The organism is Bradyrhizobium sp. CCGUVB14 (assembly GCF_024199935.1).
Taxonomy (GTDB): domain Bacteria; phylum Pseudomonadota; class Alphaproteobacteria; order Rhizobiales; family Xanthobacteraceae; genus Bradyrhizobium.
The window spans coordinates 1,272,517-1,287,388 of the sequence record NZ_JANADS010000001.1 but is presented as its reverse complement, the minus strand read 5'-3'; the positions used below and the strand labels follow the sequence as shown (position 1 = coordinate 1,287,388).

The window sequence follows — 14,872 nt, the reverse complement described above, 5'->3', positions numbered from 1 at the left end:
TGCACATGATACAAATTTGCAAAATGAAAATTGCAAAGTTGCAAAAATGTCGACTGGCAAGCTCTATATCGGGCGAAGGGTTCGCGAGGTCCGCGAAGCAGCGAAGCTGACCCAGACGGCGTTCGCGGAAAGATTAGGTATTTCAGTTAGTTATATAAACCAAATCGAGAATAACCAGCGATCGGTCTCGGCCTCGGTTTTGGTTCTTCTGGCCGAGCGATTTGGGATAGACCTCAGTTCCATATCGACGAACGACGGTGATCGTCTCATCGCAATGCTATCGGAAGCATTGGCCGATCCCGTCTTCTCCCCCCACTCCCCCAGCCTCCAGGAGCTGAAGCTCGTCGTTCAGAACGCACCTAGCTTTGCGCAGGCGCTGCTCAGTTGCCATCAGGCCTACCGGCGCAATAGCGAACAACTCGCAAGCCTGGATGACCACATCGGCAGTTGGAGCACCGAACCAACCCCCTATGAGGAGGTTCGCGACTTCTTTCACTTCACCGACAACTATGTTCACGATCTCGACGTCTCAGCCGAGAGTCTGGCACTTGAGCTCGACATCGCCAATAGCGACGCAAACGCAGCGCTCGCAAAGCATTTGGAGAACCAACACGGCGTGCTGATCCGGAGAACGGATCCTGGCGATAGCTTCTTGAGGCGCTTCGACGCTGCATCACGAACCCTCTTCTTGAGCCCATATCTGCCTGCCGCGACACGCAGCTTTCAAATGGCGTTTCAGATCGCCGCGCTTGAGCAGGAAGACCAGATTGAAAAAATTGCGAAACGCGCCGAGTTTCGCACGGCTGACGCGCGCGAGGTATGCAAGGCCGGCCTGCGGAACTATTTTGCGGGAGCACTGATCCTGCCGTATCAGGCATTCCTAACGACCGCTAAAGAGTTGCGTCACGATCTTGACCTGATCGCGGCCCGTTTCGGCGCGAGCCTGGAGCAAATTGCCCACCGGCTCTCCACGCTACAACGGCCGGGTCAAAAGGGCGTGCCGGTTTTCTTCGCGCGTGTCGACCGCGCGGGAAATATCACAAAGCGCCATAGCGCAGCGAAATTGCGGTTCGCGCGCTATGGCGCAGCTTGCCCACTATGGAATGTGCATCAGGCGTTCGAGTCACCGAGCCGCATCATTCGGCAGCTCGCAGAAACACCGGACGGCGTGCGCTTTCTCTGCATTGCGACCGAACTCGCTAAAGGCCACGGTGGGTTCGGAACACTGCGGCCGCGCTATGCGATCGCCCTTGGATGTGAAATCTCCTACGCACGAGATTTCGTGTATGCCGATGGGCTCGATCTGACGAGCAAAGGTGCTTACGATCCGATCGGAATCTCTTGCCGCATTTGCGAACGTGCAGACTGCGCACAACGCGCGGTGCCTCCGTTGAAAAGCAGGTTGACGGTCCATCGCAATCGGCGAAACGTTCTGCCGTATGAAATTTCCTAGGTCCCGAGTACCGGCCGCTGACCTCTGCGTGAGACTCGAAGCGAGACCTAGAGGCGTCAATTCGGGTTGGCGTTTGACAGGCCTGCGAGAACGTTGGGGACGGAGCGAACTTTCTCGCGCGTAGGACAATCCTGACCGCCCGGATCACGCCTGACGCACCCGCTTGCCGCGGCCATGCTGGGCCTCGATGCGCTTCTCGCCGCCGCCGAGCTTGGCTCCGGCGCGCCGAACTTCGAGCTTGTCGATTGTGGCAATCATCAGCCGCACCTTCACGTTAGGAGCGAGTTGAGAACACACATACGGGGAGCGTGGGCTTGACCAAAAGTCCAACTTTAGTAACATGACGTCAATGTCATAATTTTTACTGCTGTAAAATATCTGCAATGAATTGATATTGCTTGATAAATTTACAGACAGAAGAAGCTTTGACGCCGAAATCAACGGTGACAATGGCGCCGCTTTGAGAGAGCTGCGGGACGTCTAGGCGTCCAAACGATCAAGCAAAAACGAGACAGGAGGAGCGCTGAATATGCGTGGTTTGATATTTTTTGCCGTCGCCGCTGGCATCACAATCGGTTCGCAGGAAGCATTGGCCCAGAAGCAGTACGGCCCGGGCGCGAGCGACACCGAGATCAAGATTGGAAATATCCTGCCCTACAGCGGGCCCGCTTCCGCCTACGCAATCGTGGGAAAGATCGCTTCTGCCTACGTGACGATGATTAACGAAAAGGGCGGAATCCACGGACGGAAGATCAATTGGATCTCGTATGACGACGCCTACAGCCCGCCGAAAACGGTCGAGCAGGCCCGCAAGCTGGTTGAAAGCGACGAAGTCCTATTCCTCTACCAGACGCTCGGTGTTCCGCCGAATCTTGCCATCATGAAGTACATGAACCAGAAGAAGGTGCCGCAGCTCATGGTCGCCACCGGGGGCACGAGGTTCGGCGAAGATCCGAAAGCGTTTCCGTGGACGATGCCCTTCAATGCATCCTATCAGTCGGAAGGTCGGATCTATGCAAAATGGGTTCTGAAGGAACATCCCGTCGCGAAGGTGGCCGTCCTCGTTGCCAACGACGAGTACGGCAAGGACATATACAAAGGCGTCAAGGATGGGCTCGGCGACAAGACCTCGATGATCGTCGCTGAGGCGACCTACGACTTTAGCGACCCCACGATCGATTCGCAGATCGTCAAGCTGAAGGCGTCAGGAGCAGATCTGCTGCTCAATCTCAGCCAGCCCAAATTTGCCGCGATGGCGATTCGGAAGATGGGCGAGCTGGATTGGAAGCCTGTCCATATCCTCAACAACGTTTCGAGCTCCGTAGGAGCGGTGATCAAACCGGCCGGCCTCAACTACGCGCAAGGCATCATCAGCGCAGGGTATTACAAAGACCCGACAGACCCTCGTTGGAAGAACGACCCAGGCATTCAGGAATGCGAACGCTTCTTGCAGAAGTACGCACCTGATGCAGACCGCAATAGCAGCCTCGTTACCTACTCCTATGCAGCTCTTCAAACACTCCAATATATTCTCGAGCAGGCGGGGGATAACCTGACCCGGGAGAACATCATGAAGGTCTCAGAAAGCCTGAATGGTTTCGCACCCTCGACTTTGCTCCCCGGAATCACTCTCAACACGTCGCCTACCGATCATTTCCCGATCGAACAGATGCAGTTGATGAAATTTGAAGGAGACAATTGGGTCACTTTTGGTCCGATCATCGAAGGCAAGTTGTCCAACTAGGAGCACCCGAGCCGCACGGATTTGGAAGTCCGTACGGCTTCCGTTCTCAGATGGCTACAAAGTGCGATCGAAGGAGAGAAGGTGGACTCGTCGAAGCAACTGGCACGGTTTCAGGATCGCCTAGCCTTACCGTTGATCGCAGCTCCGATGTTTCTCGTCTCGGGCATCGAACTCGTCGTGGCCGCGAGCCGAAACGGGGTAATAGGATCATTCCCGACGGTGAATTGCCGCAGCGCCGACGAGCTCGATCATTGGCTAACTACGATCAACGAGCGCCTGCACCGTTACCACTCCGAAACGGAGAGACGCCATGCGCCGGTCTGTCCGAACCTGATCGTACACAAATCCAATGCCCGCCTGTCAGAGGATCTGCAGGTCGTCCTTAAACACAAGGCAGAGATGGTCATCACCTCGGTCGGATCCCCTACCCCAGTGCTTCGACCGCTTCAGGAGTCCGGCGTCATGGTTCTTGCTGACGTGGCGTCCATTCGGCACGCAGAACGAGCAGCAGAAGCAGGCGTCGACGGTCTCGTGCTGTTGACAGCGGGGGCTGGCGGCCAGACCGGCTGGCTCAATCCATTCGCGTTCGTACGCGCGGTCCGCACGTTTTTCGACGGTGTGATCGTGCTCGCCGGCGGCATTAGCGACGGTGTCGCTCTGCGAGCGGCGCAGGCACTGGGCTGTGATCTCGCTTACATGGGAACGAAGTTCATCGCGACTCGCGAGAGCATGGCTGATCAGAGACACAAGCAGATGCTCGTAGAGAGCTCTGCGGACGATGTCCTTCTGACTACCGCGTTCACGGGATTGCAGACCAACATGCTGAGGCCATCGATCGAGGCAGCGGGCCTCGAACCGGACAACCTGCCGCCGCACGGTTCGATCGAAATCGGTCACGACATCGACATCGCCGCGCGGGAAGCTCGACCGAAGAGGTGGCGGGACATCTGGAGCGGCGGGCATTCAACTTCCGGAGTCAGAAATATCCTGTCCGTTGATGATTTGATCGCGCAGACCATCACGGAATTCCGCAGCGCCGTCCAGGCGCGATGATCCGCGCCCCTAAGATTTCGCCCAGCTTCCTAGGATGGGCAGGGCCAGAAAAGAAACAACCAAGACGAGGTGGAAACATGTCACTCCACGCTTTCCCTACGGTCTGCGAGCAAACCCTGCGGGCGCTCGCACGCTACCCCTCCCGAACAGCCTTTAGCTGGCCGGAGGGGACCCTAAGCTATCGAGGCGCTTTCGACCTCATTGGACGCATGCAAAGCGTCTTTATGCAGATGAATCTGCCTCCGGGATCGCGCGTCGCACTCCTGACCGCCAACCGGGCAGACATGTGGTGCGCGGGCGTCGCGGCGCAGCTCGCCAGGTTCGGCATCACTTGGTTGCACCCGCTCGGCTCCCTTCAAGATCAACTCTTTCAGCTTGAGGACTCAGAGTCCGCGATGCTGGTGGTCGACGCGGCTGCATTCCACGATCGAGGCGGCGAGCTCGCGGCGAGCGCCGCCGGACTGAAAGCGGTGTTTACCGTAGGTCGCGCTCAATACGGTACCGATCTGCTGAAGGCCATCGAAGCCGCCGGACACGTAACCCCGCGCAGCTTCGCCGGCCCCGACGACATCGCAATTCTCAACTACACGGGCGGGACCACAGGGAGATCGAAGGGAGCGCTTCGATACCACTGCCAATATGGCGGCTTCGCCGGCGCGATCCTGGCCGACTTCGAGATTCCGGAGGCAGCTCGGTATCTTGCCGTCGCTCCGATCAGCCATGTCGCAGGAACCAAAGTGCTTCCGACCTTGATGACTGGCGGAACCGTTCACATACTGAAGGGCTTCGATCCGGAGGCGGTGCTCCACACAATACAGCGCGAGCGCATCAATTTCACACTCTTCGTACCGACCATGATTTACATGCTACTCGATCATCCGTCGCTCTCAAGGACCGACCTCTCGTCACTCGAACTAGTCTTGTACGGTGCATCGGCGATGTCGACGAGCCGCCTAGTCGAGGGGATCGAGAGAATCGGACAGGTATTCTCTCAGCTCTACGGCCAAACAGAGTGCTATCCGGTTTCGGTGCTGCGCAAAGCCGACCACGATCCGAATACGCCCGAATTGTTCCTTTCTTGCGGCTTCCCGATATCGGTATGCGATGTAAAAATTCTCGACGACGACGATCAAGAAGTGGAAACGGGCGAAGCAGGCGAGATCTGCGTTCGTGCACCGCACGTCATGGCAGAATACTGGAAGCAGCCAGACATCACAGCCGAAACGTTGAAGAACGGCTGGCTGCACACTGGCGACATCGCCCGTAAGGACGAGCGTGGTTACATGTTCATCCTTGATCGCAAGAAGGACATGATCGTTTCCGGTGGATTCAACATCTTCCCGCGTGAGATTGAAGACGTCTTGTCAGAGCACCCTGATGTCGCGATGGTCGCGGTAGTGGGCATTCCTGACGATAAATGGGGCGAGGCCGTCACCGCGATCGTCGTCCCGCGCGAAGGTTCGAACCCCAATCCCGACGAGTTGATCAATTTGGTCAAATCCCGCAAAGGCTCTGCTCATGCGCCGAAACAAGTGCAGCTTGTCAAACAGTTGCCGATGACCGGGGTCGGAAAGGTCGACAAGAAGGTTCTACGAGCGAACTTCTGGACAGGACACGACCGCATGGTCGGATAGGTCACCCACAGCATCAGGGCTTCAGCAGTGTGCGTTTGACGCGTTGGCCCGCGATCGACTGCTGGGAGACGCCAACGACCGATGGTCTCCCTGATCGCGGATAGGACCCCCTTCTCGTCTGCGAAGCCGAGTGGACTGAAGCGGTACGGCGCGCCGGCCACTGCGAATTCTGTACCGGTCTCAACGTTGCGCCGCAGGGGAGGAAACTCGCCCCGCGGCTTCAACGCTTCTCCAGAGATATGATTCAAAGCGAGACCTAGCTAGAGGCCTCAATTCGGGTTGGCGCCAGAGGCTTGCGAGAACGTCCGGGGGCGGCGCGGACTTTCTCGCGCGTGGGCCACTTTTGGGCCGTCGGGATCATGCCGGGTGCGGCGGCACACGACTAAACAGCGGGCGGCTTTTTTTGGACAGATGCTCCGAAGGCTGGCGTCAAGGATGCGATCCTTGCGCTTTTCGGCGAGCAAGAAAAGCCCGACTTCCTTTCGGAGGCCGGGGCTTTGGATGGCTGGCTATCGCAAGCATAGTTGGTTGCGGGGAGGCGCAACACCCGATTATTGCGATTGATTGAACAAGAGATTCCGAAGCTTTTTGCATGAGTAGACTCTGACTGCGTCCTCCTATTGAGAACTGCCCGTTATCAATGGCTTACTGGTCGCGCCGGTATTTTCAGGCCGCAGATGGATAGTCGTAGCACGATCATGGTGCGGAGGCTGAAGAGCAGAGCGTGCGTGGGCACGCGCGACCTCAGCCCTCCGGCTGGAGCAGTCCAAGAGTATCGTGCAGGGCTGGGCCGTCGTACTTGGTGCGGAACAGGCCACGACGTTGCAGTTCCGGCACGAGGCCGTGGACCAGCGGTTTCTGATCATCCGTCGCCATCACAAGGTGTCCACTTATTTTGGCGGACACCTCATGCATTAGCTAGAGCACTCAAAAGCAAGGATGCGGAGAAATTCGCGCTTACCCAGCAAGGACGGTACCGCTCGATCAATCACTGGGCTTGTGCGGACATAAACTGATGCCAAGATGCAGTAGACGAGGAACAACAACATATTCCCGTCGGGAGGCGATCTTGCGCTGATAGCCCACGTCTACAAGTGTCGCGACGCAGCGCGGGACGACATACTTCTAGCGCGGTGCCGGCAACCACCTGATAAAAAGAGGTCATCGCCGGAAGTCTCCAAGACCCGCGGGTCTCGTTCAAGCGTCGTTAGATGTAGGAGGAGCCGCCTTCCGTCATTTAGCGAATTTTTCAGGTCGTGGAATCCGTAGCCAGTTTTCATGTTGCTCCACGGTTGCCAAAACCACCTCGATCGCGGCTTTTACGGAACCCCTATGGTCCTCAAGGCGACATGCTGCCGACGTCCACCAATGGATTGGATCATTCTGGAGCGAGCGCCACACGAGCTCTTTGGTGCCTCCATCGCCACGGCGCTTTAGGAAGCGTGGCGTCGTAAACGTAACCGCTTGTTCCGTTCGGAGGAGAGCCGCGGTCATTCTAACGCCATGGAGAATTTTTGACGGAGAGTATCCTCCTTCAGCGCACAGTCTGAGCAACTCATCATAAAGGCCCGGAGCGTAATGTCGCGCGAACTGCACCAAGGGATATGGGCTAAGATCATCTAGGAAAATCCTTGGCTGGGAACAAAGTGGATGCGTGGCATCCATCACAATCCCAAGGGATTGAGCAAGTGGGGGGGATACCCAAAACCCCCTATCATCGAAGGGAAGCCGAAGGACGCCGATGTCGATGTCGCCTGCTCTCAGGAGGCTCTCCTGATCGGCAGTGCAGGCTTCCACAGGCTCAGCTTCAATCCGGAGTTGCTCAAGTCGGCGAACCAATTCTTCTATCACCACCCGAGACGTTTCTGGCGGGAGAGCAATTCGCACTCGGTGCCTGCGACTTGGGGATTGAGACCGAGCTGCTCGTACGGCCGCGTCAAACGCCAGAATGGCGTCGCGAGCGTAAGGAACAAGTGCCTCGCCCGCTTGTGTTAGCTCGACTTTCTTGCTCGTCCGATCAAATAGTTTGACGCCAATTTCCTCCTCCATGTCAGCAATGCGCTTGGACAGCGGAGGCTGGCTCATATGCAGTGCTCGTGCAGCCTTTGCGAAGCTCAGCGCCTCGGCCACTGCGAGAAAGTATCTGAAATGCCGGACATCCATTCCCTGCGATCCTCAAGCCCTGCGATCGATCGCTTTCGACCATGCCTGAGTATACCAGATCTGGACAGCCGTCACTCGCCGCCGTGCCAGCCATTCAATCGAGATAGGGCATGCCCGGCGTGAACGATGATAGGGGTGATGCGGGCGTTCGCTTCCTCGATAGACCATCGGGCTGTTGGGCAAGACACAGCCAAAGCGGCACAAGCGGTGCCATCCACATTAAGGATCGGCGCAGCGATAGACAGCCCACCCAGGAACAGTGGCGGCTCGATAAGCGAAAAGCCACGTACGCGAACTTCTTCCAGTCTCCTGAGCAGCTCGTCATTGGACGCCCATCGCGAACCGGTGCGCGAACGGATCTTCTCGACAATTTTCAGCTGCGCGATTTCGGGCATGTCTGCCACGAGAACCCATCCGGACGCAGACCCCTCGATAGGATACCGTGCACCGACAGGCACGGAGGCGCTAATAACTTGCGAACTCGGGACACTGGAAACGACGACAATCTCGGATCGATCCAAACGAGCGAGGGTCACCGTCTCGTCGAACCGCTCAGCAATGTCGCGCAAAAACGGCTGAGCGAGTTCAATTAGGTTATCTGCTGCGATATATCGCGAACCTAAGCTGAGGCTCTTAGGCGCCAGACTCAGTTGCTTGGTCTCCTCTTCACGCTGCAGATAACCGAGCTCACTTAGCGTGTAGACAATCCGCTGGATTGCGCTGCGTCCCAACCCTGTTTTGAGGCTCAGCTGCGCTATATTCATCGCGGGGCTGCGCGCCCCGAAGGCCTCGAGGACGATGAAGCACTTCTCGATAGCTTCGACAAAGAGGCGGTCGTCTCGATAGTCCGTGAAACTACCGCTCGCTGAATTCTGCGAAGCCATGGTCTCACGCATCGTGGGTGCGGTCGAGCAAGATCGTATCGGAAGGGCTCCAGGTAGCCCAGACGTGGTCTCCTGATGCGAGCGTGGCGAGCGGTTTGTGGCTCGACAACAACTTGACGCTCAAGGCGATATTACCGGCCGCGCGGAGCCGGACACGACTAACACCACCGATAAACTCAACGCCCTCCACGGTGCAAGCCAGCTTGTTATCGGCTGCGGTCTGGCCAGGGGTTGCCACGATTGAGATGCTCTCAGGACGCATCATCGCAAACGCTTGCTCGCCCGGCTTGAGAGTACAAGGCTGAGTGCTCCGAACCGAACCTGCTCCTTCGTCGAGTTCAACTTCAATGGTGGAACCTGATGAGGTTACTTTACCCGGAAGAACGTTCGACTCGCCCAGGAATTCCGCAACAAACTTGCTGGTCGGCTGATAATAGAGTTCGCGAGCTGCTGAAAGCTGGGCAATCGAGCCGTTGTTCATGACGCAGATCCGATCGGAGAGCGCCATAGCTTCGTCCTGATCGTGCGTGACATACAGTGCGGTGATGCCAAGCTGCCTATGAAGTCGCTTGATCTCAAACTGCATGGCTTCACGCAAGCCCTTGTCCAGAGCACCAAGCGGTTCGTCCATCAAAATGACCGGCGGATCATAGACGAGGCAGCGAGCGATCGACACGCGCTGCTGCTGCCCGCCAGACAGTTGACTAGGTTTCCGATCAGTCAGTTGGTCGAGTCGGACAGTGGCCAGCACGGCCCGCACACGGTCAGCGATCTCATTCTTGGCCACACCCCGCACTTTCAACGGAAAGGCGACATTGTCGAAAACGGTCATATGCGGGATTAGCGCGTAATGCTGGAAGACCATGCCGAGGTTGCGTTCGCGTGACGGCAGGTGCGTGATGTCACGGCCGTCCAGCAGCACTCGCCCTGTTGAAGGCATTGCGGCGCCGGCAACGATGTTGAGGAGCGTGGTCTTACCGGATCCTGAGGGCCCAAGTAGGCTGACAAACTCTCCCTTTCGGATAACGAGATCGGTAGCCGCTAAGGCAGTCATATCACCATATTGCTTGCTAACTCGATCAACCCGGAGTCGGACAGCTTCGGAATTCGCGGTGGCGTTCACGGATGAGCCCCTAGTGTGTTGGGTTTCGCTGGAGGAGCGCTGCGCCGAGGCATGCTGCTGCCGATACAATGGTCAGGAGAGTAGCAACCGCAGCCAGAACCGGTGACACTTCCCAATGAATTGCCGTGAACATCTTGACGGGTAAGGTGGTGGCCGAGGTGCCGCTCAAGAACCACGAGAGCACGACCTCATCGAAGGACATCAAGAATGCGAACAGAAAACTCACCAAGATGGTTGGCCGAAGTTGCGGAATAACGACATATCGCAGCACTTGCGACCGGTTGGCGCCCAAAACCTGCACAGCCAGTTCGATCCGCGCATCAAGCGCCTTCAATCCGGAACTAGCTGTTACGACTACGAAAGGCAGGACATAGGCCGTGTGGGCGAGGATGATGCCTGTCTTCGTTCCCGACAGGCCGGCTCGCCCTAGATAGAGATAGACGCCCAGGGCGAGGACGATACTTGGGACAAGCAGCGGACTCATCAATATCAGCTGCACCGCCGAGCGGCCTCTTATCCATGCCCTTGCGAGCCCATATGCTGCGGGCACGCCAACAAGAAGAGCGATCAAGGAGCTGACAAGCGCAACTTCAATGCTCGTCCAGAGCGATGTCATCCAGATTTCATCAGCGAAGAATCGCCGAAAGAGTCCTAGTGACCAAGTTGCCGGGGGAAACTGTACCTCGGCGCTGTCGCCGAACGCGATCGGGATAACGATCAGAGTAGGTAGCAGCAGGAACATGTAGACCGCCCACGCCAGGCAAGAGCCAATTCGGCGCCAAAGGGTCGTAGCCAGATCAGAGACCATTGTATCCCCCTTAGAGAAGACTCTCGCCGCGTTTCGCCCGGAGCAGTGCGGTAATGAGCAAGCCAGAGAGACAGAGCAGGATGATCGAGATGGCAGACGCGGTTGGCCAGTCCAGAACTTCCCGGGTGTAAAAATCGATGAGGTTGGCGATCATCATATCCTGTCGCCCCCCCAGCAGGGCAGGGGTTACGAAAAAGCCCAGAGACAGCGTCAAGCTCATAAGCGTACCCGCCAGTAGACCAGGTAGGCTGGCGGGCAAGATAGCATTCCAGAAAATTCGAACTGGACCCGCACCCATGACCGCCATGGCGCGCTCAATGCTCTGATTGCGTCCCAAAAGGCTCGCTAGAACCGGCAAGATGACAAACGGAACAAGGTAGTGGGTAAGGCCAATCATCACGCCCACTCGGTTGAATAGCATGGTGACGCCCGCCTCACTGCCGAAGATAGCTCGCAGCGTGCGATTGATCACGCCCTGGTCCCCAAGGAGGACGATAAAGGCGAAGCTCTTCACCAGGATGCTGGTCCAGAACGGAAGCATCACAAGTGCCATTAACAGGGCCCGTCTACGAGGAGGTTGGAGCGCCAGGTGGAACGCCGCAGGATAGGCAATCAGCACCGTCAAGGCGGTCGCCTGCAGGCTTATCGTAAGAGTGTTGCCTAAGACGCGCTGGAAAAGCGGCTCGCCGACAAGTGCGACGTAGTGCTGGGCCGACGGCGGGGTATCTAAGCTAAACGAGAGCGTGAATATCAGTGGAACAAGGAAGACACCCGCGAGAAGCAGCAGCGCGGGGGCCAAGTAGGCCCAGCCTTCTAGTGGCCGCAATGTGAAAGATGACATGCTTTTGAACCGTCTGCCTGGTGAGCGGAGTGATCCGCCCACCAAATTTCAGTAGGGTGACTTTCAGTTGCTCAAATCAAAAGCCACTGCTTGAACCGAGCCTGCAGCTTGTCAAAATTCTCTCCCCACCACTCATCGTTCAGTATTGCAGAATTCGGGCCTTCCAGATTTGGGACCCACTTGCGGGAAGCTTCGCTCATGAGGGGCACCGCCTTTTGATTGTTTGGCAGGAGACCGAGTTCGTCTGCAAAAGCCGCCTGTCGATCAGGACGCAAAATGAACGCGATGAACTGCATCGCTTCAGGTTTGTTGGGGCTCGCTTTGGGCACCGTCAGATAACTCACGCCCAGCAGCACTTGCTGCAGGGCGAAATCGATGGAAGCGCCCGATTCCTGCGCAACTTTGGCCCGATTCGAGTAGGTGTAGGAATAGTCGACCTCGCCGTTCTGGATCAACGAGATCGTTTGGGGCGTCTGCTCAACCCACTTCGTGACAATCGGCTTGATCGTGTCGAGCTTTCGGAACGCTCGCTCGACATCCAGGGGGTAGAGATCCTTCGGCGCTACGCCGTCGGCGATCAATGCGATTTCGAGCATCTCGGAAACTCGCGTCCGGAGCGCTCGCTTTCCGGGGAAAGCCTTCGCATCGAAAAATTCCTTGAAATTCGTGGGGTGCTTGCCTTCCGGGTGTGTTTTCGGGTTGAACGCGATGCCCCCCGCGAAGAAGTACATGCCGACGCGGTGTTCTGAGGCCGGAAGCTTGAGGTTGTCAGACTTGATGACGTCGCGGTCGAGAGGGGCCCAGAATCCCTGTTTCGTCCCGGCCAATGCTACTGCCCCAGACGCATCGAACACATCCCATTCAGAGCGGCCCATGATGGATTGGGCCTTGAGCTTCGCTAGGTCCGGGCCATCCGCAACTGCGACATTGATGCCGGTTTCTTTGGTAAAGGGCACGATCCAGTGCTTCTTCATCGCCTCAACCAGCGAGCCGCCCCAGCTCACGACCGTGATCGATTTGGATTGAGCCAGGGCACTACCGGTAATGGCAGGAGCAACTATCCCACCAATGCCGATGGCGCTGGCACCAGCAAGAATTTGTCGTCGATTCATACCGAGCTTGGTCTTAGTCATCGCATTCCCCTCTTCTTTCTGGTTATGACACAAGTGGTGGGTGACTACCGTAAGCGCGTGGCGCTTCCTTCGATTTTCCAGACTTCGGTACGGCTCTCGCTTGAAGCAGCGCCGTTCACCGCGACCCTGAAATCGACCTTGTCGGACAGCACCGCGATGATTGCGGGAAAGAGCTCACCGATTGCGTCGTGGATCTCGTCCGGAAATCCGTCCTGTAACGGCGCAAACTGCCGGCGTTCGATAAAGAACGAGCCATCTTTGCTGCGGCTCTGATGCTCGATGCCCAAGTCGCTCAAGATGTCCGAAAGAAGCCTGGCCATAGCGGGTGCATCTTTTTCAGCGCAGCCGAACCGGCTGGCGATTTCGCGAGCGTACTGCGTTCCGATGCCCCTTGCAGCTTGCGCTACAAGGTAGGCGGCATAAGGCACGCCATACGATCGCACCAAGACCCCGACAGGTCCGGCGGTATAACCCTCAGCGTAGCGGCGCCTCGCCTTAGCCAGCCGTTCAAGAGGCCATTCTGCTTCGTCCAGTCGGGGCGCGATCGCCGGATCGAAACCCGGACTACGGTCCACCGTCTCGAACTTCAGAGCCTCATCGTATGTAATATCGTGATCGTATTCGATGAAGTAGCCTTCATCGTAAGGGGCGCCATGCTGGTAAAGCTTGGTGCATACATACCCCAGACGCGGACAACCGAGCCAGGTACCGTTGTTCTGGTGCCAAGCACGGAACGCCCCAATCTGCGTCGAGGCCGGGATAGCGAGCAGCCCCGAGCCGGGGTACGCCCACGCCGGCGCGAGATAGCGGATCCAAGCTTTCTTCGGGCCTTCTTCGGCGTACTCCATATCAACCGCGCCGACTGCGCAATTCGACAGGTAGTGATACTTGGCAGCGGCGATCGCGGGCGGATCCTTGTCGATGCCGAGCTTCTTAAGACCAGCGATGAAGTGCTTGGCACCGTGTGAGCGCATGAAATTGAACTTGAGGTCAGCAACGCCTGACTCGCCCTTTTCCCTCATGGTGACCAGTTGCAATCCGGCGTACATGCGGGACCAGAGATAGGTGCTAAATTCGACGCTCGACAGTTCGGTAGGCATGATTGGGTAATCTCCAATGGGGGACCGTTCGGGCAACGCTTGGAAACGCCGTCCGGGGGAACTTCGCTCGGGGTATTCGTGGCTCGGCGCCTCGCGGCGCGGGTTGTGTCCAGCTTCAGCTATCAGCCTTCGGCCAATTTCTTTCGATAACGGCGGCGTTCGAAAAAGCGCTCGATCTCCTTTTGCGGCGCACCGACGTTGAACGCCTGCTCATAGGCTTCCATGGCCATGGCGATCGCCTTTCGATAGCGATCTTCGTCAAGCAAAGTATTGGCGCGTTTTGACAGGCTGTAAGCGACTTGAGGCTGCTTGGACAGCCGCTCCGCTGCTCTCAAAGCAGCGCTAAGCACGCCTTCTTGCGGGACTATCTCATGAACGAATCCGAGGCTGCGGGCTTCTTCGGCGTTCATCAAGCGGCCTTGCAGAGAGAGCTCAATAGCGCGCCGCCCCACTCGCTCCCACATCAGCCACGTCCCGAATATACTCGGCAGGCCGGAATTGATTTCCGTCTGGCCCATCGTCACGCCGGCGTGCGTAACGACGAGATCGCAGAACTGGGTGACCTGGAAACCGGAACCGGCTGCGACGCCATTCACCGCAGCGATAAATGGCTTTGGAAATTGTCTGACGGCATCGTAACAGCGGGTCAGGCGTCCAAGCCACGAGCCGATTTCCGACCCATCTTTGAATGCTTGTAGCTCCCAAAGATCTTGACCTGAACAGAATGCCTTATCGCCTGCGCCGGTCAGGATCGCCGCCCTGATGCCTGGATCGCCCCCCGCTGCCGTAAGATGGCCTGCCAGTTGATCTCGAACGTCAGACGTCCACGCGTTGTATCGATTGAGGCGGTTGATCTTCAGGATCAAGACCCCCTCGCGAACCTCGCTCAAGAGCTCGTCGGAGTTTGGCTGGTTTTGGGGAGCTTCCAACATGACC

General features: G+C 57.4%; 13 protein-coding genes. 4 read left to right on the top strand and 9 right to left on the bottom strand.

The window, feature by feature from the left end:
• The first annotated feature begins 46 nt into the window (after positions 1–46).
• The 4 genes from NLM32_RS06165 (at position 47) to NLM32_RS06150 (ending at position 5,884) form a co-directional block, all read left to right on the top strand.
• Positions 47–1,453 carry a short-chain fatty acyl-CoA regulator family protein gene (locus NLM32_RS06165; protein ID WP_254128352.1) on the top strand — a complete coding sequence of 469 codons (1,407 nt, stop codon included), beginning with the start codon at positions 47–49 and terminating at the stop codon, positions 1,451–1,453.
• A 529-nt stretch (positions 1,454–1,982) separates the two neighbouring features.
• Positions 1,983–3,197 (top strand): ABC transporter substrate-binding protein, encoded by a 1,215-nt coding sequence (locus NLM32_RS06160; protein WP_254128351.1) that lies wholly within the window; start codon positions 1,983–1,985, stop codon positions 3,195–3,197.
• Positions 3,198–3,278: 81 nt separating this feature from the next.
• The gene (locus tag NLM32_RS06155) at positions 3,279–4,250 is read left to right on the top strand and encodes a nitronate monooxygenase family protein (RefSeq protein WP_254128350.1); all 972 of its coding nucleotides are present in this window, start codon (positions 3,279–3,281) and stop codon (positions 4,248–4,250) included.
• A 77-nt stretch (positions 4,251–4,327) separates the two neighbouring features.
• Entirely contained in the window at positions 4,328–5,884 is a 1,557-nt protein-coding gene (locus NLM32_RS06150; RefSeq protein WP_254128349.1) for an AMP-binding protein, read from the top strand.
• A gap of 744 nt (positions 5,885–6,628) precedes the next feature.
• Here NLM32_RS06150 and NLM32_RS45720 read toward each other — a convergent pair.
• From NLM32_RS45720 to NLM32_RS06110, 9 genes are all read right to left on the bottom strand, one after another.
• Positions 6,629–6,760 carry a hypothetical protein gene (locus NLM32_RS45720; protein WP_256562434.1) on the bottom strand — a complete coding sequence of 44 codons (132 nt, stop codon included), beginning with the start codon at positions 6,758–6,760 and terminating at the stop codon, positions 6,629–6,631.
• Between the two features lie 357 nt (positions 6,761–7,117).
• Positions 7,118–8,047, bottom strand: a complete 930-nt coding sequence (locus NLM32_RS06145) for a LysR family transcriptional regulator (RefSeq protein ID WP_254128348.1) — start codon at positions 8,045–8,047, stop codon at positions 7,118–7,120.
• Between the two features lie 71 nt (positions 8,048–8,118).
• Complete coding sequence (locus NLM32_RS06140; protein WP_254128347.1) at positions 8,119–8,931, bottom strand: IclR family transcriptional regulator; 813 nt, start codon at positions 8,929–8,931, stop codon at positions 8,119–8,121.
• A 4-nt stretch (positions 8,932–8,935) separates the two neighbouring features.
• A complete protein-coding gene (locus NLM32_RS06135) occupies positions 8,936–10,054 on the bottom strand; it encodes an ABC transporter ATP-binding protein (protein ID WP_254128346.1) in 1,119 nt (372 codons plus the stop codon).
• A 10-nt stretch (positions 10,055–10,064) separates the two neighbouring features.
• A complete protein-coding gene (locus NLM32_RS06130) occupies positions 10,065–10,796 on the bottom strand; it encodes an ABC transporter permease (protein ID WP_254128345.1) in 732 nt (243 codons plus the stop codon).
• A 76-nt stretch (positions 10,797–10,872) separates the two neighbouring features.
• The gene (locus NLM32_RS06125; protein ID WP_254099605.1) at positions 10,873–11,661 is read right to left on the bottom strand and encodes an ABC transporter permease; all 789 of its coding nucleotides are present in this window, start codon (positions 11,659–11,661) and stop codon (positions 10,873–10,875) included.
• Positions 11,662–11,774: 113 nt separating this feature from the next.
• Positions 11,775–12,836 (bottom strand): ABC transporter substrate-binding protein, encoded by a 1,062-nt coding sequence (locus NLM32_RS06120; protein ID WP_254128344.1) that lies wholly within the window; start codon positions 12,834–12,836, stop codon positions 11,775–11,777.
• Positions 12,837–12,880: 44 nt separating this feature from the next.
• Entirely contained in the window at positions 12,881–13,936 is a 1,056-nt protein-coding gene (locus tag NLM32_RS06115) for a hypothetical protein (RefSeq protein WP_254099609.1), read from the bottom strand.
• 122 nt (positions 13,937–14,058) lie between these two features.
• Complete coding sequence (locus tag NLM32_RS06110) at positions 14,059–14,868, bottom strand: enoyl-CoA hydratase/isomerase family protein (protein ID WP_254128343.1); 810 nt, start codon at positions 14,866–14,868, stop codon at positions 14,059–14,061.
• Positions 14,869–14,872: the final 4 nt, after the last annotated feature.

Coding starts and splice junctions, on each gene's coding strand:
- NLM32_RS06140 (WP_254128347.1), bottom strand. CDS start 8,931: ATGGCTTCGCAGAATTCAGCGAGCGGTAGTTTCACGGACTATCGAGAC.
- NLM32_RS06165 (WP_254128352.1), top strand. CDS start 47: ATGTCGACTGGCAAGCTCTATATCGGGCGAAGGGTTCGCGAGGTCCGC.
- NLM32_RS45720 (WP_256562434.1), bottom strand. CDS start 6,760: ATGGCGACGGATGATCAGAAACCGCTGGTCCACGGCCTCGTGCCGGAA.
- NLM32_RS06160 (WP_254128351.1), top strand. CDS start 1,983: ATGCGTGGTTTGATATTTTTTGCCGTCGCCGCTGGCATCACAATCGGT.
- NLM32_RS06130 (WP_254128345.1), bottom strand. CDS start 10,796: ATGTTCCTGCTGCTACCTACTCTGATCGTTATCCCGATCGCGTTCGGC.
- NLM32_RS06150 (WP_254128349.1), top strand. CDS start 4,328: ATGTCACTCCACGCTTTCCCTACGGTCTGCGAGCAAACCCTGCGGGCG.
- NLM32_RS06115 (WP_254099609.1), bottom strand. CDS start 13,936: ATGCCTACCGAACTGTCGAGCGTCGAATTTAGCACCTATCTCTGGTCC.
- NLM32_RS06120 (WP_254128344.1), bottom strand. CDS start 12,836: ATGACTAAGACCAAGCTCGGTATGAATCGACGACAAATTCTTGCTGGT.
- NLM32_RS06145 (WP_254128348.1), bottom strand. CDS start 8,047: ATGGATGTCCGGCATTTCAGATACTTTCTCGCAGTGGCCGAGGCGCTG.
- NLM32_RS06110 (WP_254128343.1), bottom strand. CDS start 14,868: ATGTTGGAAGCTCCCCAAAACCAGCCAAACTCCGACGAGCTCTTGAGC.